Raw genomic sequence first — 17119 nt, 5'->3', positions numbered from 1 at the left:
CATGAGGAGCCGCTTTGGCGGAAGGTCCGCCCCGGGAAGCATCACATGGCCCTGTTCCGCCTGCCCTCCAGTGGACCTGCCGCTCTCGCCCCGCGCGGCAACGGATTGTTGCTGCGCGCCCCGCAGATGTCGGACTTCCTGCAATGGGCACATTTGCGCGAGACCAGCCGCGATTATCTGACGCCGTGGGAGCCGATCTGGCCGTCGGACGATCTGACCCGCTCCGGCTTTCGCCGCCGGCTGCGCCGCTATTCCGAGGACATCGCCGCGGACCGCTCCTATCCCTTCCTGATCTTCCGCGAGCTCGACGGCGCCATGGTCGGCGGCATCACGCTCGCCAATGTCCGCCGCGGCATCGTCCAGGCCGGCACCATCGGTTATTGGGTCGGCCAGCCCCATGCCCATCGCGGCTATATGACGGCAGCGCTGCGCGTGTTGCTGCCGACGCTGTTCGGCGAGCTCAATCTGCACCGGGTCGAAGCCGCCTGCATCCCCACCAATGCGCCGTCGATCCGGGTGCTGGAGAAGTGCGGCTTCTCCCGCGAGGGACTGGCGCGCCGCTATCTCTGCATCAACGGGGTCTGGCAGGACCATCTGCTGTTCGGCCTGCTGCACGAGGATTTCCGCGGTTGAGCTGAGCCATCGCGCAGCGAGCTCAGCCTTTTTTCCTGCCTTGTTTTCTCGCCTTGGGTTCGCCGATTTTGGCGATATAACGCGCGGGATCGACCGGCGATTGGCCGGGATATTGTCATGGAGTACAGGCGTTCATGAATGAGCTTCGGTCATTGCGGAAGGCGCTGCGGCGGGGTCCGGTGATCGCGCTGGCGCTGTCGGTTTCACTGGCGGCGGTCTCGCCGGTCGCCGCGCAGTCGTTGACCGACCGTTTCAAGAGCCTGTTCGGCGGCAAATCCGACGAGCCTGCCCAGCCCAAGCCGGCGCCCGCGCCAGGCGCGCCCCAGGCCGATGACGAATATGATTGCCCGCAGGTCACGGTGCGCGCCGGAGCGTCGACCTATGGCGTCGGTGCGAACGGCAAGCCGGCGGTCGGCAATGACGTGCGCTTCCAGGCCTCGATCTCCAAGATGGCGCGCGAATGCATCCGCAATGGCGGCGAAATCACCGCGCATATCGGCATCCAGGGCCGCGTCATCGCGGGCCCCGCCGGCGCGCCTGCGACGGTCGAAGTTCCCTTGCGCGTCGCCGTGGTCCAGGGCGGCGTCGGCGAGAAGGTGATCGCCTCGAAGGCCTACCGCACCACGGTCCAGATGACCGAGGGCGCCAGTGTGCCATTCACCTTCGTCGCCGAGGACCTGTCCTACCCGCTGCCGTCTCCCGCGGTCGCCGATTCCTACATCTTCTATGTCGGCTTCGACCCGCAGGCGCTCTCGCCGGAGCCGAAGGCGCGGAAGAAGAAGTAGGTAGCCGCAATCTCAGCTGTCACGCCCCGCGACCCGGCTACGCCAAGGCTTCGCCGAGGTTGAGATCCAGGGGCGCCGAAGCTTTAGCGAAGGCGGCAGGCGGGGCATCCAGTAGCCGCGGCTCCTCGGTTCAAGCACTGCCGCCCCTGGAATACTGGATCACCCGCTTCGCGGGTGATGACATCGCATTTGCGGATGCGGTGTCGAAAACAAAAAAGCCGGCGCTCATCGCGCCGGCTTTGATTGGATGAGGCGTTCGCCCCTCAGTTCAGCTTCTGGCGAACCTCGGTGATGCCCTTGGCGAGCAGATCGTCGGCGACCGGGCCCTTGACCGACTGCGACAGGATCGTGGAGGCGGCCTGCACGGCGGCTTCCGCGGCTGCGGCGCGGACATCGGCCAGCGCCTGGGCCTCGGCGAGCGCGATCTTGCTCTCCGCGGTCTTGGTACGGCGGGCGAGGAAGTCTTCCATCTTCGCCTTGGCCTCGGTCGCGATGCGCTCGGCTTCGCTCCTGGCGTTGGCGATGATGTCGGCGGCCTCGCGTTCCGCCGAGGCGCTGCGGGCCTTGTAGTCGGCCAGCACCTTGGCGGCTTCCTGCTTCAGGCGCGTCGCGTCGTCGAGCTCGGCCTTGATGCGCTCGGCGCGCTTGTCGAGCGCCGCCATCGCCGATTTGAAGACCCCGAGATAGCCGAATACGACCATCAGGATCACGAAGGCGACGGCGACCCAGGTTTCAGGATCGAAGAACATATCGACTAACCCTTCAAGGACGCATCAACGGCGGCATTGACCGACGCCGCATCCGGAACGACGCCGGTGAGCTGCTGCACGATGGTGCCTGCCGCATCGGCCGCGATGCTGCGGACGTTGCCCATGGCGGTCGCGCGGGTCGAGGCGATGGTCTTCTCCGCCTCGGCGAGCTTGGCCGCCAGCTGCTCTTCCAGGGCCTTGCGCTCGGCTTCCGCCTGCGCATTCGCCTTGTCGCGGGATTCGTTGGCGATCGCCTGCGCCCGCGCGCGCGCCGCAGCGAGCTCGCTTTCATAGGCCTTCAGCGCCGCCTCGGACTGATCCTTCAGCGCCTGCGCCTCGGTGAGGTCACCCTCGATCTTGTTCTGACGCGCCTCGATCGTCCCGCCGACCTTCGGCAGCGCGAGCTTGGACACGATCACGTAAAGCGCGACGAAGAAGATCGCGAGCGACACCAGCTGCGAAGCAAAGGTGCTGCTCTCGAACGGCGGAAAGCCGCCGCCGTGATGACCGCCATCGGCTTCGGTGTGGGCGTCGGTCGCCGGAGCTTTCGCCCCGCCATGACTCTCGGCCATGGAGTACTCCTGTTGCTGTCACGCGCCGCTTCGGATGAAGCGGCGCGGAAGAAGTCGTTCTTTAGAAAACGAACAGCAGAAGCAGCGCGATCAGCAGCGAGAAGATGCCGAGCGCTTCGGTCACGGCGAAGCCGAAGATCAGGTTGCCGAACTGGCCCTGAGCGGCCGACGGGTTGCGGACGGCTGCGGCGAGGTAGTTGCCGAAGATCACGCCCACGCCGACGCCCGCACCGCCCATGCCGATGCACGCGATGCCCGCGCCGATAAGTTTTGCTGCTGCCGGATCCATTTTAGACTCCTTGGAAGAAAGATTGGGTTGTGGGTGGAAATTCCCCGGACCGCTCAGTGTCCCGGATGAATGGCGTCGTTGAGGTAGATGACGGTCAGGATCGCAAACACATAGGCTTGCAGGAACGCGACCAGGATCTCGAGGGCGTACAGCGCGATGGTGAGTGCCAGCGGCAGCACGCCGCCGACCCAGCCGATGGCGCCGAGCGAGAAGCCGAGCATGGCGACGAAGCCCGCGAACACCTTCAGCGCGATGTGGCCGGCCAGCATGTTGGCGAACAGACGGATGCTGTGCGAGACCGGCCGCAGGAAGAACGACAGGATCTCGATGAACATGACCAGCGGCAGGATGTAGCCGGGGACGCCGTGGGGAACGAAGATCTTGAAGAATTTCAAGCCGTTCTTGGCGACGCCGTAGATCAGCACGGTGAAGAAGACCAGCAGCGCCAACGCTACGGTGACGATAATGTGGCTCGAAATCGTGAAGGTGTAGGGGATGATGCCCACGAGATTCGAGACGCAGATGAACATGAACAGCGAGAAGATCAGCGGGAAGAACTTCATGCCTTCCGCGCCGGCGTTGCCGCGGATCGTGGCGGCAATGAACTCGTAGGAGATTTCGGCGACCGACTGCAGGCGCCCGGGAACCAGCTGCGTGCCGCTGGCGAGCATCAGGAGCGAGATGATGACGACGGCCACCAGCATGTAGAGCGACGAATTGGTGAAGGCGATCGTCTGATGGCCGATATGGCCGATCGTGAAGAGAGGCTCGATGTTGAATTGGTGGATCGGATCGATTTTCATCGGCGCGGCATCTCTTGGTCTGCCGGACGAGCCGGCGTGTCTCGATTCTGCCGGCCGGGCCGGCCCGCACCGGGGATCCCGGCGCGACAATTCCTCTCCGTGTGCGGATTGGCCTTACGAACCACCACGCCTGTTCTGACCTGCGCCCGCCGACCTCACCACATTCACCACGCCGGCCACGAAGCCCAGCAGCAGGAACACGATAAATCCGAAAGGCGACGTCGACAGCAAGCGGTCGAAACCCCAGCCAATCCCCGCTCCGACAGCGACACCGGCGACCAACTCGGAGGATAACCGAAAACCAAGCGCCATCGCCGAGGCTCTGGCCGCTCCGTCTCCACCGTCACCTGCGGGTTGCTCGGTCTTGACGTGGCGGCCGCGAAATTCGGACAACCGCTGGTCGAGACTTCCGAGCCGTTCGGAAAGCGCAGCTTCCTCGGGCGATCTATCGCGATCTCCATTCCCGTTGTGTCCCGTGTCTTGAGCCATGCCACGAAGACCCGAAACGCTGCGGTTGAATGGAAATTACGCCCGCCACCCTCAAAAGCCGCGCGGACCATACTGACCGCACATAATCAAGTCAAGCCAAGTCACGATCGCGTCGTGATCAGCTATATAGCTGATTTTACTGGAGATATCGACCTGCGCGCAAGCGCTGCACACAGCGTGACGCCGCACCGCAGCAGCTCGCCGCGTGATCTGCCGCCGCAGTCGACATTTCGCCGCGCTCTCGGGATCAAAGGGATGGCCGTCATCATTGATTCCGCAAGGTGCGGTTCAGGCGGCGGATTCGCGCGCGCCGGCGATGCGCGGTCGGCCGCAGGGGTGTAGAATTCGATGATGTGCCACCTGCGCGGCGTGGCGGAGAGCACGATGAGACCTGCAAAACCATCCACAACATCATGGTGTGCGGCGGCCATCGTCGTGGTGACCGCGGTCAGCGGCAGCCTGGTTGCCGCGCAATCCGCGCCCGACGGCGAAAATGGCCGCTATGCCATGACGCCGATCCCCGAAGGCGTGCTGCGGCTCGACACCCGCACCGGCACGGTCTCGACCTGCAGCAAGAATGGCGCCGGCTGGGCCTGCTACACCGTGCCTGACGAGCGTTCTGCACTCGATGCCGAGATCGGCCGCCTCCAGGCCGAGGTCGAGAAGCTCAAGGGGCAGCTCGCCGCCGGGCCCACAGTCTCCGGCAAGATCGACGAAGCGCTGCCGAAATCCGACCCGCTGAAAAAGGCCGAGCCAAAGGTCGCCGAGGGCGAGCGCAAGCTCGAGATTCCGCTGCCGAGCGACCAGGACCTCGACCGCGCGATGTCGTTCCTGGAAAGGGCCTGGCGCCGCCTGATCGACATGGCCAACCGCGTGCAGAAGGACGTGTCGGGGAGGATTTGATACACCACGCGGTGCCGTAGGGTGGGCAAAGGCGCATCGCGCCGTGCCCACCATCTGGATATCGTCGCACGGATTTCGTGGGCACGCTCTGCTTTGCCCACCCTACGGCACTACGGCACCTTGCGCGTTGAGAGACCTTCGATGACATCGGCCAAATCCATCATCCGCTCCACGCCATCTTCGGTGCAAGCCACCACGATCGTCTCATCGCTGCTCACCGTGCAGACGAAGGGCCGCGGCTTCACCGATCTCACCAGCGAGGCCGCAAAATTCGTCCACGAGGCCCACGCAAGCGACGGCGCGCTGACGCTGTTCATCCGCCACACCTCGGCGTCGCTGACCATCCAGGAGAACGCCGATCCGTCCGTGCTGGTCGATCTCACCACCGCGCTGTCGCGGCTCGCGCCGGAAAGCGTGCCGTGGACACACGACACGGAGGGGCCGGACGACATGCCGGCGCATGTCAAGACGATGCTGACGCAGACCTCGCTGCAGGTGCCGGTCCTGGGCGGCAAGCTCGCGCTCGGCACCTGGCAGGCGATCTACCTCGTCGAGCACCGCAGCCGTCCGCATCGCCGGGAGATCGTGCTGCAATTCATCGGCAGCAATCACTAGAGCCCAAAAGCAAACCGGCCGCGGATCGCTCCGCGGCCGGCTTTGTCGGCGTCTCGCGACGCGCGATCAGGACTTGGTGATGTCGACGTCCTTTGTCTCGGGGACGAACAGGAAGCCGACCACCGCCGTGATGGCCGCGAACACGACGGGGTACCACAGGCCCGCGTAGATATCGCCGCTCGCTGCGGTGATCGCGAAAGCGGATGCGGGCAACAGGCCCCCGAACCAGCCGTTGCCGATGTGATAAGGCAGCGACATCGAGGTGTAACGGATGCGGGTCGGGAACAGTTCGACCAGCATCGCCGCGATCGGGCCGTACACCATGGTGACGTAGATCACGAGGATGAACAGCAGGCCGATGGTCGCCGACACCTGCGGACGGAAGATGTCGAACGGATTCGACATCTTGACGATGCCCGCGTCACCCGGCTTCGGATAGCCCGCCGCCTGCACTGCCGTGGTGATCGCGGGGTTCGACGTCTTGGCGTCCGTGTAGGGCACTTCCTTGTCGTTGACGAGGATCTTCACGGCGCCCGCGGGTCCCGGAACCGTGGTGTACTTCACCGACGATTGCGCGAGGAAGGCGCGTGCCGTGTCGCAAGGCGCGGTGAAGACGCGGGTGCCGACCGGGTTGAACAGATCGCCGCAGCCTGCGGGATCCGCCACCACCTGCACCTTGACCGTCTCATAGGCCTTTTCCAGCGCCGGGTTGGCGTTGGACGAGATCATCTTGAAGATCGGGAACAGGGTCAGTGCACCGATCAGGCAGCCCGACAGGATGATCGGCTTGCGGCCGATCCGGTCGGACAGCGCGCCGAACACCAGGAAGAAGCCGGTGCCGAGCAGCAGCGACCAGGCGATCAGCAGGTTGGCGGTGTAGCCGTCGACCTTCAGGATCGATTGCAGGAAGAACAGCGCGTAGAACTGGCCCGTGTACCAGATCACCGCCTGGCCCATGGTCAGGCCGACCAGCGCCAGGATCACGATCTTGGCGTTGCTCCAGTTGGCGAAGGCTTCGGTCAGCGGCGCCTTGGAGGTCTTGCCTTCCTCCTTCATCCGCTGGAACACGGGCGACTCGTTGAGGCGCAAGCGGATCCAGACCGAGATGCCGAGCAGGAACACCGAAACCAGGAACGGAATGCGCCAGCCGCCCCAATAAGCGCCCGGAGCGCCGGCAAAGCCCGGCTCGCCAGTCGCGGTGCGGGTGAACAGGATCACCAGCAGCGACAGGAACAGGCCGAGCGTCGCGGTGGTCTGGATGAACGAGGTGTAATAGCCGCGCTTGCCGGGCGGCGCGTGCTCGGCGACATAGGTCGCCGCGCCGCCATACTCGCCACCGAGCGCGAGGCCCTGCAGCAGGCGCAGGCCGATCAGCAGGATCGGCGCCGCGATGCCGATCTGCGCGGCACCCGGCAGCAGGCCGACGATGAAGGTCGACAGACCCATGATGAGGATGGTGACGAGGAAGGTGTATTTGCGGCCGACGATGTCGCCGATCCGACCGAACACGATTGCGCCGAACGGACGGACCAGGAAGCCTGCCGCGAAGGCCAGCAGCGCGAAGATGTCGCGCGTCGCCTGATCGAACATCGGCTTGCCGTCGGCGCCGGCGATGGTGAAGAACTGCGTGCCCACGATGCCGGCCAGCGATCCGTAGAGGTAGAAGTCGTACCACTCGAAGACGGTGCCGAGTGACGATGCGAGGATGACGAACCGCTCATCCTTCGTCATGCCGGTCGACCGAGCCGACGTTGCAGCTAGTGTGGACATCGTGAATGCGCTCCCCGTATCTCGTTTCCTCGCGTCCCGGTCCGGGCATGCCGGATCAACCCAGGTCTTGCCCCCAAGGTAACATCGGCGTGAAACCTGCCCCAATACGACTTTCGGCCTTCCGCACTGACGCGCGACTGACGGTGCCGATTTATAGTGCCGCGCGGTCGCGGGCGGCTTGCGGATTAACCCCCTTTCGGCAAAGGAATAATGTGCTCTTGCATGCCACGGCCGGGCGGGGAAGAATTGACCATCGCGCCCATCAGGATTACTGGCGCTGACGTCAACGACAGCAAGAGATCGATGAACGCTCCCTCCACCCATCTCGTCATTGCCGATGACCATCCGCTGTTCCGTGATGCGCTGCGGCAGGCGGTGGCGGGCGTTCTCTCGACCGCGAAGATCGACGAGGCCGGATCGTTCGACGATCTGACCAAGCTCCTGGAACAGACTTCGGACGTCGACCTGGTCCTGCTCGACCTCTCGATGCCCGGCATCTCCGGCTTTTCCGGCCTGATCTATCTGCGCGCGCAATATCCGGCGATCCCCGTCGTGATCGTCTCGGCCTCCGACGACAGCGCCACGATCCGCCGCTCGCTCGATTTCGGCGCCTCCGGCTTCATCCCGAAGCGGTTTGGCGTCGAGACGCTGCGCGATGCCATCCTCAAGGTGATGGAAGGCGACGTCTGGGTTCCCGCCGACACCGATCTGACGGCCGCCGCCGACCCCGACATGACCAAGCTGCGCGACCGCCTGGTGACGCTGACGCCGCAGCAGGTGCGGGTGCTGATGATGCTGTCGGAGGGATTGCTGAACAAGCAGATCGCCTACGAGCTCGGCGTCTCCGAGGCGACCATCAAGGCGCATGTCTCGGCCATCCTGCAAAAGCTCGGCGTCGAGAGCCGCACCCAGGCCGTGATCGCCGCCGCCAAGATCGCCGGCGGCCAGTGGAAGCAGGGCACGCCGACGGGGTAGCTACCGGCTGCTGTAGCCCGGATGGAGCGGCTTGTCCCGCCGTAGCTCGCAGAGCGAAGGTGGAAAGCGTAATCCGGGCAAAAGGCTCGACCGTCATTTCGGGCGCGCGACTTGTCCGCCGAAGCCGCAGAGCGAAGGTGGAAGCGCAATCAATGATTGAGCCGAGAGGCCGCCTCGTACTGGATTTCCCGCCTGCCGCCTACGCTAAAAGCTTCGGCGCCCGGGGAATGACAGCGTCATTTGGAGGACTGCAATGCCCCTCTTGCTCCGTCATTGCGAGCGCAGCGAAGCAATCCAGAGTCTTTCCGCGGAGGGATTCTTGATTGCTTCGTCGCAAGAGCTCCTCGCAATGACGGGCTTTTGATGGAGTGCCTCACAACTTCTCACAAGTCCAAACGGGCGTCCCGCGTAACACGCTGATAGTCAGTTGCGTAGCTGCAACGAGGCGCTCATGAGCGCAAGATGCGTGTCCGACAGCGACGTCAGCAACTAACAAGGAACCAGGACCATGACACAGATGATCGATCAGCATCGCCGCCGGTTCCTCGGCATCGCAGCCACAGCCGCTGCCGCCAGCCTCGGCGTGATCGACCTGGCGCACGCCGAGACGTCAGCCGCGCCGTCGCTAGCATCGAACGCATCCTTCGGCACGATCAAGCAGATCAATGCCGGCGTCCTCGACGTCGGTTACGCCGAAGCAGGTCCCGCCACCGGACCGGTGGCGATCCTGCTGCACGGCTGGCCCTACGACATTCACGCCTTCATCGACGTTGCGCCGATCCTGGCCAAGGCCGGCTATCGCGTCATCATCCCGCATTTGCGTGGCTATGGCACGACGAACTTCCTCTCCAGCGAGACGCCGCGCAACGGCGAGCCGGCGGCGCTGGCGGTCGACATCATCGCGCTGATGGATGCGCTCGACATCAAGAAGGCCGTCCTTGCCGGCTTCGACTGGGGCGCGCGCACCTGCGATATCATCGCCGCGCTGTGGCCGGAGCGCTGCCGCGCACTGGTATCGGTCAGCGGCTATCTGATCTCCAGCCAGGCGGCGGGCAGCGCGCCGTTGCCGCCGGCGGCCGAGCTGCAATGGTGGTACCAGTTCTATTTCGCCACCGAGCGCGGCCGCGCCGGCTACGAGAAGTACACGCATGATTTCGCCAAGCTGATCTGGAAACTGGCCTCGCCGCAATGGAAGTTCGACGACGCCACTTTCGATCGCAGCGCGGCTTCGCTCGACAACAAGGATCACGTCGCGATCTCGATCCACAATTACCGCTGGCGACTCGCGCTCGAAAAGGGCGAGGCGAAGTACGAGGAGATCGAACAGAAGCTCGCTTCTGCTCCCATCATCAGCGTGCCCACGATCACGATGGAGGGCGATGCCAACGGCGCGCCGCATCCCGATCCCGGCGCCTACGCCAAGAAATTCTCCGGCCGCTACGATCATCGCCTGATCACCGGCGGCATCGGTCACAATCTGCCGCAGGAAGCGCCTCAGGCCTTTGCCAAGGCCGTGATCGATGTCGACGCTGGCGCTTGAGAATTGTCGATGGCGGCGGCCGGCCTTACTCCGCCGCCACCATCTGCTGCGTGCGCCACTGCCCGAGCAAAGCGCGCAGCGAGGCCGGCTTCACCGGCTTGTTCAGCACCGCGATCTTCTCGTCGCGCGCGGCGCTTTGCACGGCCGGGCTGCGGTCGGCGGTGATCAGGATCGCGGGGATGGAGTCGCCGAAGCGGCGGCGAATCTCGCGGATGGCGGCGATGCCGTTGCCGCGGTCGAGGTGATAGTCGACGAGTAGCCCGGTCACGCGCTTGCCGGCCGCCTCGATCGCCGCGATCGCGCCTTCGGGATCGGTGACCGCGATCACCTCGGCGTCCCAGGCCTTCAGCAGCGTCCGCATGCCGTCGAGGATCGCCGCATCATTCTCGATGCAGACGATCAGCGCGCCCGAGATCGGCGTGCGCGCCAGTGGCGTTGCACTGGTCACCGCCGCGGTCAGCGTCACCGCCTTGGCCGTCGGCACCGTCACGGAAAACAGCGAGCCGCCGCTCCTGTTGGCGTCGATGGAGATGCTGTGGCCCAGCACGCGCGCCAGCCGCTCGACGATCGAGAGCCCGAGGCCAAGGCCGCGCGCGATCCGCGCGCCCTGCTCGAGGCGGTGGAACTCCTTGAAGATCTCGCCGCGCTTGACCGCGGGGATGCCGACGCCGGTGTCGTAGACGTTGATGGCGAGCGAGTCTCCGCGGCGGCGGCAGCCGACCAGCACGCGTCCGCGTGGCGTATATTTGATCGCGTTCGAGATCAGGTTCTGGAGCAGCCGCCGCAGCAGCAGCCGGTCCGACTCCACCGGCAGCGAGCAGGGCACGAAGGTGAGATCGAGGCCCTTGGCGCGCGCGATCGGGGCGAACTCGATCTCCAGCGAGCGCATCAGATCGGCCATCTTGAAGCTCGAGATCGAGATTGCCATCGCGCCGGCATCGAGCCGGGAGATGTCGAGCAGCGCGCCGAGGATCTCCTCGATCGCCTGCAGCGATTCATCGATGTTCTCGACCAGCCGCGTCTCCTCGCCATTGTGCTGGCGCTCGACCAGGCTCGTGACATAGAGCCGCGCCGCATTCAGGGGCTGCAGAATGTCGTGGCTGGCCGCCGCAAGGAAGCGGGTCTTGGAGATGCTGGCGTCCTCCGCGGTGCTCTTGGCCCGCGCCAGCTCCGAATTCAGGCGCGTCAATTCTTCGGTGCGGTCGCGCACGCGCTTTTCCAGCGTCGCATTGGCACGCTCCAGCGCTTCCGCCGCCTCGAAGGTCGGCGTGACGTCGGTGAAGGTGATGACGAAGCCGCCGCCGGGCATGCGGTTGGTGAGCACCTCGATCACCATGTGGCGTTCCGGCAGGCGTTCGAGATAGGGTTCGCCGTCGGTGGTGTAGGCCACCAGCCGCTGCTCGATCATCGCCTCGCGACCAGATTGATCGGCGGGATCGCTCACGCCCATGAATTCCAGGATTTCGCGCAGCGGCGTGCCGAACTGGATGAAATGCGGGGGCACGTTGAGCAGGTCGCCGAACTGCCGGTTGGAGCAGATCAGGTGCAAATCGGCGTCGAACACCGCGATGCCCTGCCGCACATGGTTGAGCGCGGTCTGCAGGATCTCGCGGTTGAAATGCAGGGCCGCATGCGAATCATCGAGCAGCTTGAGTGCGGCCTTGGCGGAGACCGTGCGCTTGCGCAGCAGCAGCGACATCACGAGGCGCGAGGACGCGGCCCCGATCGAGGAGGCGATCAGGTGCTCGGCGTGCTGCAGCAGCTCGAAATCGGCGGGCGCTCCCGGCTCCAGCCGCATGTTGCGCCGCGCCGAGAAAGCTTCGAACGAGTGCTGGGTGCGCTCAGGCCCGAGATATTGCGCCACCGTGGCCTGGATGTCCTGCACCGTGATGGTGGTGCGCCAGCGGCGGAAGTTCGGCGCGATCGGCGCGAGCGTGTTGGGCACGAACAGATCGGCCTGCACCAGCTCGATGGACGAAGGCTGCCGCGCCAGCGACAGCAGCACATAGGTGAGGATGTTGAGCGAGAGCGACCAGACCACGCCGTGCATCAGCGGTGGCAAATCGGCGCCGAACAGCGCCTGCGGCCTCAGCGCCTCGATGCCGAAGGGGCCGTGCTGGAGCAACAGCAGGCCTGCGGTCGAGGAGTCCATGAAGCTCGGCAGGAACAGCGTGTAGAACCACACCGCGAAGCCGACCAGCATGCCGCCGATGGCACCGCGCGCGGTCGCCCGCCGCCACAACAGCCCGCCGAAAAAGGCGGGTGCGAGCTGCGCGATGGCGGCAAAGGACAACAGGCCGATCGCCGCAAGCTGGGTGTTGCCGAGCGCGCGATAGTAGAAATAGGCCATCACCATGATGGCAAAGATCGCAAGCCGCCGCGAGCGCAGCAGGAAGTCGCCGAAAGCGGTGCCGCCGGCGCGCCCCTCGGGCCGACGTTGCAGCACCAGCGGCACCACGAGGTCGTTCGAAACCATGATCGAGAGCGCGACGCATTCGACGATCACCATCGCGGTCGCCGCCGACAGGCCGCCGACGAAGACGGCGACGCTGAGAAGTCCTGCGCCGCCCTCCATCGGCAGGGCCAGCACATACATGTCGGGATCGGCCGCACCGAACGGGAAGGTGATCAGGCCGGCGAGCGCGATCGGGATCACGAACACATTGATGGCGACGAGATAGAGCGGGAACAGCCAGCGCGCGCGGCTGACCTCGGCATCGCTGGAATTCTCGACCACGCTGACGTGAAACTGCCGTGGCAGCAGCATGACCGCGCACAGCGACAGCAGCGTCATGGTGAGGAAGTTGCCGATCGACGGCGAATACTCGATGGCGCGCACCGCCTCCGGCGTCTTCATCGCGCGCTCGATGAGTTCGTGCGGCGAGAACATCCAGAAGGTGACGAAGATGCCGGCGGAGAGGAAGGCTGCCAGCTTGATGGTGGATTCGGTCGCAACCGCCAGCATCAGGCCGTGCTGATGCTCGGTGGCGTCGGTCTGCCGCGTGCCGAACAGCACCGCGAACGCCGCCATCGCCAGCGTCACCATCAGCGCGATGTCACCGAGGATCGGGATATGGGAGAACGCCTGGTCCTCGCTCAGGATGACTGCGAGCGAGGAGGCGACCGCCTTGAGCTGCAGCGCGATGTAGGGCACCGAGCCGATGATGGCGATCAGCGCCACCGTCGCCGCCACGGCCTGGCTCTTGCCGTAGCGCGCGCCGATGAAGTCGGCGATCGAGGTGATGTTGTGCGCCTTTGCGAGCTGGATCACGCGGCGAAGCACGCCGGCGCCGAGGCCGATCATCAGGATCGGGCCGACATAGATCGCGAGGAAGTCGGTCGAGGTGCGGGTGGCAAAGCCGACCGAGCCGAAGAAGGTCCAGGAGGTGCAGTAGATCGCCAGCGACAGCGGATAGATCAGCCCGGACGCGCGGCCGGGGCCGGCCGGCGAACGGCGGTCGCCGTGGCTCGCCACCAGGAACAGGAAGCCAATATAGCCGAAGGCGGTAGCAATCACGCCCCAATCGTGCAGCATGGCGAGCGTGCGTCTCCCTGGGCGCGACAATCCGTGCCCGATCTCATTTTCCCAGCAAATCTAGCGCGTTGGGAGAGTAGAGGCGACAGCGAAATGCCGGGATCGGGCGGGAACCGGGGTTGTCGTTAAGGTGCCAACCCCATCGTCGTCCTGGCCTACTCCGCCGCCAGCGACTTCTCGCTCAGCGGCAGGCCCAGCCGGTCCCACACCTGCAGCAGCGCTTCGGCGAGCTGATCGATCAGGCCGTCGTCATGATAGGGCGAGGGCGTGATGCGCAGGCGCTCGGTGCCCTTGGCGACGGTGGGGTAGTTGATCGGCTGGATGTAGATGCCGTGATCCTCGAGCAGCATGTCCGAGGCCTGCTTGCACTTCTCGGGATCGCCGACGAACAGCGGCACGATGTGGGTGTCGTTCGACATCACCGGGAGACCCGCGGCATTGAGGATCGCCTTGACACGGGCGGCGCGGTCCTGATGGCGCTCGCGCTCCCAGCTCGAGGTCTTCAGATGCTTGATCGCGGCGGTTGCGGCCGAGCAGATCGCCGGCGGCAGCGCGGTGGTGAAGATGAAGCCCGGCGCATAGGAGCGCACGGCGTCGATGATGTGGCCGTTACCGGCGATGTAGCCGCCGAGGCAGCCGAACGCCTTCGCCAGCGTGCCTTCGAGAATGTCGATGCGATGCATGACGCCGTCCCGCTCGGCGATGCCGCCGCCGCGTGGGCCATACATGCCGACGGCGTGGACCTCGTCCACGTAAGTCATCGCATGATACCTCTCGGCGAGATCGCAGATTCTGGCCAGCGGGGCGACGTCGCCGTCCATGGAATAGAGGCTCTCGCAGGCGATCAGCTTCGGCCGGCTCTCGCCTGCGGCCTTCAGCTTCGCTTCGAGATCGGCCAGATCGTTGTGGCGGAACACGACCCGCTCGCAGCCGGACTGGCGGATGCCTTCGATCATTGAATTGTGGTTGAGCTCGTCCGACAGGATCAGGCAATTCGGAATGAGCTTGGCAATGGTGGCGATGCCGGTCTGGTTCGAGACATAGCCCGAGGTGAACAGCAGCGCGGCTTCCTTGCCATGGAGGTCGGCGAGCTCGGCCTCGAGCTGCACCAGCGGATGATGCGTGCCGGCGATGTTGCGGGTTCCGCCGGCGCCGGTGCCGACGCGGGTCGCGGTCTCGACCATGGCGCCGACCACTTTCGGGTGCTGGCCCATGCCGAGGTAATCGTTGGAGCACCAGATCACGACGTCGCGCTTGCCCTTCGGCGAATGCCAGACCGCGTGCGGGAACCGGCCGGCCGTGCGCTCCAGATCGGCGAACACGCGATAGCGGCGCTCGGTATGGAGGCGATCCAGGGCGGAATTGAAGAATTCAGCGTAATCCATCGGTGCAACCTGAGACGGAACTAACCAAAACAGCGCTTATCCTTAGAGCTATTCCAACTCCAATGTCTATGCGCTATCCCACATTTGGCCGTGGGGGGCCTTTGGGCAAAATGCCCTATCGTGCAATTTTAAACTTGATCCCGATCAAGTTCGCGCGAGAGGGAATGTTGCTCTGCAGCATCAGCCGAATGCGGGCTCGGTCAGGCTTGGGCTTCCTTCGCGGTTCGGCACACGCTTTCCTAGAGCGCGGCCGCCGGCTCTACCCCATCCGATTCTCGCAGCGCATGCGCCATTGGCCCGGAGAGCATGCTCGATTTTTGCCTCCGAAAGGACCTTTTCATGAAGCGCGTGATGATCCTCAACGGCCCCAACCTCAACATGCTCGGCATCCGCGAGCCGCACATCTACGGCACGACGACGCTCGCAGAGGTCAATGCGAGCTGTGAGGATGCCGCCGCCAAGCTCGGGCTCAAGCTCGTCTTCCACCAGTCCAACCATGAAGGCGTGCTCGTCGATCTGATCCAGTCGGCGCGGCGGGATGCCGATGCCATCGTCATCAATCCGGCGGGCCTGTCCTTCACCTCGGTCTCGATCATGGACGCGATCAAGATATTCGAGGGCCCGGTGCTGGAGGTGCACATCTCCAACATCCATGCCCGCGACGAATATCATCGCCGCTCCAAGATCTCGTTCGTGGCAACGGGCGTGATCTGCGGGCTGGGGCCGTTCGGCTACATCGCGGCGCTGCACGCCATCGCAAATATGAAGTGAGGTGTTGCTGCGAACGCGTCATGCCCGGGCTGGTCCCCCCTGCGCGGCCGAAGCCGCTTCGGCGAGGCGAAGGCCCGGGCATTCACGAACTTGCTTCCACGTCAGAGAGCGTGGATGGCCGGGACAAGCCCGGCCATGACGGTGACCGCTCACGTCGTCCGGAACTGCAGCACGCCGTCCTTGGTCTCGGCCGTCAGCCGGCCCTCGACGATCATGTAGTTGACGTGGGCAACGAGCTCGCCGGCGGCAAAGCCCATCTGGTGCTCGTCGAGCACGTGCTTGTTGAAGACGACAGGCACCAGCGCGCGCGAGGTCTGCGGCACCTCGCGGCAGGCTTCCGCGATCAGGCGGCAGCGCTCCTCGTGGTGGTCGGCGAGCTGCTTGATGCGGGTCTTCAAGCCGTAGAACGGCACGCCGTGGCCGGGCAGCACCAGGAGATCATAGGGCAGGGTGGTGGTGAGGCTGGCGAGCGAGGCCAGATATTCGCCGAGCGAGTTCTGGTCGGGCTCGACCGCCCACACGCTGACATTCGGCGAGATCTTGCTCAGCACCTGGTCGGCGGACAGGAACAGCTTGTCGTCGGCGCAATACAGCATCACCTGGTCGAGCGCGTGGCCGCCGCCGGTGATCACCTTGAAGCGCCGCGTGCCGATCACGACCTCGTCGCCATGCGAGATGCGGCGGTAGGACGGCGGCAGCACCGAGACGCGCTTGAGATAATCCTGGCCGCGGCCGAGCAATTTTTCGGTGAGCGACTCGTCCATGCCATGCCGGCGGAAGAACAGCCGCTGCGCCTCGCGCCGCTCCTCGGTACCGCGGTTCTGGTGATAGACCGATTGCAGATATTCCACCTGCGACATCACCAGCGGGCATTTGAACCGCTCGACGATCCAGCCTGCGAGGCCGACATGGTCGGGGTGCGAATGGGTGACGATCAGGCGCGTGATGTCGACGCCCTTCAGCGGCCCCTCGAACAGCTTGGTCCAGGCCTCGATCGTCTCCTCATTGCCGAAGCCGGCATCGATCATCGCATAGCCGTCGCCATCGGCGAGCAGGTAGATGTTCACATGGTTGAGGCGGAACGGCAGCTTCAGCCGCGCCCACAACACGCCGGGCCTGACCTCGACGACCTCGTCGTGGCCGGGATGCTGGTCCCAGGGATAGCGCAGGGCCTCGGCCGAGGACTGCACGGTGTCTATTTTTGCGTTCATGCCACCGGCTTAAACCCAGCGCGCGCGGGGCGCCAGCCGAAAAGACGGCCAGCCGGTAGCCGCATAGCGGTCATTCCGGGTGGTATTTTTCCGT

The 17119-nt window shown here is 65.0% G+C and carries 17 protein-coding genes; 8 read left to right on the top strand and 9 right to left on the bottom strand.

The window, feature by feature from the left end; all coding sequences use genetic code 11:
- Nucleotides 1-45: 45 nt before the first annotated feature.
- On the top strand, nt 46-633 hold the full coding sequence (locus XH98_RS08850) for a GNAT family N-acetyltransferase (protein WP_018316343.1): 588 nt from the start codon (nt 46-48) through the stop codon (nt 631-633).
- 134 nt (nt 634-767) lie between these two features.
- A complete protein-coding gene (locus XH98_RS08845; RefSeq protein ID WP_271599086.1) occupies nt 768-1418 on the top strand; it encodes a hypothetical protein in 651 nt (216 codons plus the stop codon).
- Between the two features lie 263 nt (nt 1419-1681).
- Here XH98_RS08845 and XH98_RS08840 read toward each other — a convergent pair whose 3' ends face one another.
- From XH98_RS08840 to XH98_RS08820, 5 genes are all read right to left on the bottom strand, one after another.
- The gene (locus XH98_RS08840; RefSeq protein WP_271618387.1) at nt 1682-2167 is read right to left on the bottom strand and encodes a F0F1 ATP synthase subunit B family protein; all 486 of its coding nucleotides are present in this window, start codon (nt 2165-2167) and stop codon (nt 1682-1684) included.
- Nucleotides 2168-2172: 5 nt separating this feature from the next.
- Nucleotides 2173-2739, bottom strand: coding sequence for a F0F1 ATP synthase subunit B family protein (locus tag XH98_RS08835; RefSeq protein WP_271599088.1), 567 nt, complete (start codon nt 2737-2739; stop codon nt 2173-2175).
- Between the two features lie 61 nt (nt 2740-2800).
- Complete coding sequence (locus XH98_RS08830; RefSeq protein ID WP_018643436.1) at nt 2801-3028, bottom strand: F0F1 ATP synthase subunit C; 228 nt, start codon at nt 3026-3028, stop codon at nt 2801-2803.
- Nucleotides 3029-3081: 53 nt separating this feature from the next.
- On the bottom strand, nt 3082-3831 hold the full coding sequence (locus XH98_RS08825; protein ID WP_271599089.1) for a F0F1 ATP synthase subunit A: 750 nt from the start codon (nt 3829-3831) through the stop codon (nt 3082-3084).
- Between the two features lie 114 nt (nt 3832-3945).
- Entirely contained in the window at nt 3946-4320 is a 375-nt protein-coding gene (locus tag XH98_RS08820; protein WP_220006779.1) for an AtpZ/AtpI family protein, read from the bottom strand.
- Between XH98_RS08820 and XH98_RS08815 the strand changes: the two genes are divergently transcribed.
- The 3 genes from XH98_RS08815 (at nt 4201) to XH98_RS08805 (ending at nt 5838) form a co-directional block, all read left to right on the top strand.
- Nucleotides 4201-4662, top strand: a complete 462-nt coding sequence (locus XH98_RS08815) for a hypothetical protein (RefSeq protein ID WP_271599192.1) — start codon at nt 4201-4203, stop codon at nt 4660-4662. The two genes, XH98_RS08820 and XH98_RS08815, sit on opposite strands and share 120 nt — an antisense overlap.
- 42 nt (nt 4663-4704) lie before the next feature.
- Complete coding sequence (locus tag XH98_RS08810; RefSeq protein WP_271618386.1) at nt 4705-5223, top strand: hypothetical protein; 519 nt, start codon at nt 4705-4707, stop codon at nt 5221-5223.
- 141 nt (nt 5224-5364) lie between these two features.
- Entirely contained in the window at nt 5365-5838 is a 474-nt protein-coding gene (locus XH98_RS08805; RefSeq protein WP_271599091.1) for a secondary thiamine-phosphate synthase enzyme YjbQ, read from the top strand.
- Between the two features lie 66 nt (nt 5839-5904).
- Here XH98_RS08805 and XH98_RS08800 read toward each other — a convergent pair whose 3' ends face one another.
- Nucleotides 5905-7608: an MFS transporter gene (locus tag XH98_RS08800; protein ID WP_271618385.1), complete on the bottom strand. Its 1704-nt coding sequence runs from the start codon at nt 7606-7608 to the stop codon at nt 5905-5907.
- Between the two features lie 303 nt (nt 7609-7911).
- On the opposite strand from XH98_RS08800, the gene XH98_RS08795 reads away from it, so the two are divergent.
- Both XH98_RS08795 and XH98_RS08790 read left to right on the top strand, forming a co-directional pair.
- Nucleotides 7912-8583, top strand: coding sequence for a response regulator (locus tag XH98_RS08795; protein ID WP_057746103.1), 672 nt, complete (start codon nt 7912-7914; stop codon nt 8581-8583).
- Between the two features lie 508 nt (nt 8584-9091).
- Nucleotides 9092-10123, top strand: coding sequence for an alpha/beta fold hydrolase (locus XH98_RS08790; RefSeq protein WP_271618384.1), 1032 nt, complete (start codon nt 9092-9094; stop codon nt 10121-10123).
- 25 nt (nt 10124-10148) lie between these two features.
- Here XH98_RS08790 and XH98_RS08785 read toward each other — a convergent pair whose 3' ends face one another.
- Both XH98_RS08785 and hemA read right to left on the bottom strand, forming a co-directional pair.
- Entirely contained in the window at nt 10149-13658 is a 3510-nt protein-coding gene (locus XH98_RS08785) for a PAS domain-containing hybrid sensor histidine kinase/response regulator (protein WP_271618383.1), read from the bottom strand.
- 155 nt (nt 13659-13813) lie between these two features.
- Complete coding sequence (gene hemA / locus XH98_RS08780) at nt 13814-15043, bottom strand: 5-aminolevulinate synthase (RefSeq protein WP_271599095.1); 1230 nt, start codon at nt 15041-15043, stop codon at nt 13814-13816.
- A 339-nt stretch (nt 15044-15382) separates the two neighbouring features.
- On the opposite strand from hemA, the gene aroQ reads away from it, so the two are divergent.
- Entirely contained in the window at nt 15383-15814 is a 432-nt protein-coding gene (gene aroQ, locus XH98_RS08775; RefSeq protein ID WP_271599096.1) for a type II 3-dehydroquinate dehydratase, read from the top strand.
- Nucleotides 15815-15963: 149 nt separating this feature from the next.
- Here aroQ and XH98_RS08770 read toward each other — a convergent pair whose 3' ends face one another.
- Nucleotides 15964-17025 (bottom strand): MBL fold metallo-hydrolase, encoded by a 1062-nt coding sequence (locus tag XH98_RS08770; protein WP_271618382.1) that lies wholly within the window; start codon nt 17023-17025, stop codon nt 15964-15966.
- Between the last annotated feature and the right edge of the window lie 94 nt (nt 17026-17119).

The sequence above is a fragment of the Bradyrhizobium sp. CCBAU 51745 genome, assembly GCF_028128715.1.
GTDB lineage: Bacteria > Pseudomonadota > Alphaproteobacteria > Rhizobiales > Xanthobacteraceae > Bradyrhizobium > Bradyrhizobium manausense.
The sequence above is the reverse complement of the archived record's forward strand: the minus strand, read 5'-3'. Positions and strand labels throughout refer to the sequence as shown.

Excerpts from the sequence above, each read along its gene's own strand:
- XH98_RS08850 (WP_018316343.1), top strand. The coding sequence starts at position 46 with ATGGCCCTGTTCCGCCTGCCCTCCAGTGGACCTGCCGCTCTCGCCCCG.
- XH98_RS08845 (WP_271599086.1), top strand. The coding sequence starts at position 768 with ATGAATGAGCTTCGGTCATTGCGGAAGGCGCTGCGGCGGGGTCCGGTG.
- XH98_RS08840 (WP_271618387.1), bottom strand. The coding sequence starts at position 2,167 with ATGTTCTTCGATCCTGAAACCTGGGTCGCCGTCGCCTTCGTGATCCTG.
- XH98_RS08835 (WP_271599088.1), bottom strand. The coding sequence starts at position 2,739 with ATGGCCGAGAGTCATGGCGGGGCGAAAGCTCCGGCGACCGACGCCCAC.
- XH98_RS08830 (WP_018643436.1), bottom strand. The coding sequence starts at position 3,028 with ATGGATCCGGCAGCAGCAAAACTTATCGGCGCGGGCATCGCGTGCATC.
- XH98_RS08825 (WP_271599089.1), bottom strand. The coding sequence starts at position 3,831 with ATGAAAATCGATCCGATCCACCAATTCAACATCGAGCCTCTCTTCACG.
- XH98_RS08820 (WP_220006779.1), bottom strand. The coding sequence starts at position 4,320 with ATGGCTCAAGACACGGGACACAACGGGAATGGAGATCGCGATAGATCG.
- XH98_RS08810 (WP_271618386.1), top strand. The coding sequence starts at position 4,705 with ATGAGACCTGCAAAACCATCCACAACATCATGGTGTGCGGCGGCCATC.
- XH98_RS08805 (WP_271599091.1), top strand. The coding sequence starts at position 5,365 with ATGACATCGGCCAAATCCATCATCCGCTCCACGCCATCTTCGGTGCAA.
- XH98_RS08800 (WP_271618385.1), bottom strand. The coding sequence starts at position 7,608 with ATGTCCACACTAGCTGCAACGTCGGCTCGGTCGACCGGCATGACGAAG.
- XH98_RS08795 (WP_057746103.1), top strand. The coding sequence starts at position 7,912 with ATGAACGCTCCCTCCACCCATCTCGTCATTGCCGATGACCATCCGCTG.
- XH98_RS08790 (WP_271618384.1), top strand. The coding sequence starts at position 9,092 with ATGACACAGATGATCGATCAGCATCGCCGCCGGTTCCTCGGCATCGCA.
- XH98_RS08785 (WP_271618383.1), bottom strand. The coding sequence starts at position 13,658 with ATGCTGCACGATTGGGGCGTGATTGCTACCGCCTTCGGCTATATTGGC.
- hemA (WP_271599095.1), bottom strand. The coding sequence starts at position 15,043 with ATGGATTACGCTGAATTCTTCAATTCCGCCCTGGATCGCCTCCATACC.
- aroQ (WP_271599096.1), top strand. The coding sequence starts at position 15,383 with ATGAAGCGCGTGATGATCCTCAACGGCCCCAACCTCAACATGCTCGGC.
- XH98_RS08770 (WP_271618382.1), bottom strand. The coding sequence starts at position 17,025 with ATGAACGCAAAAATAGACACCGTGCAGTCCTCGGCCGAGGCCCTGCGC.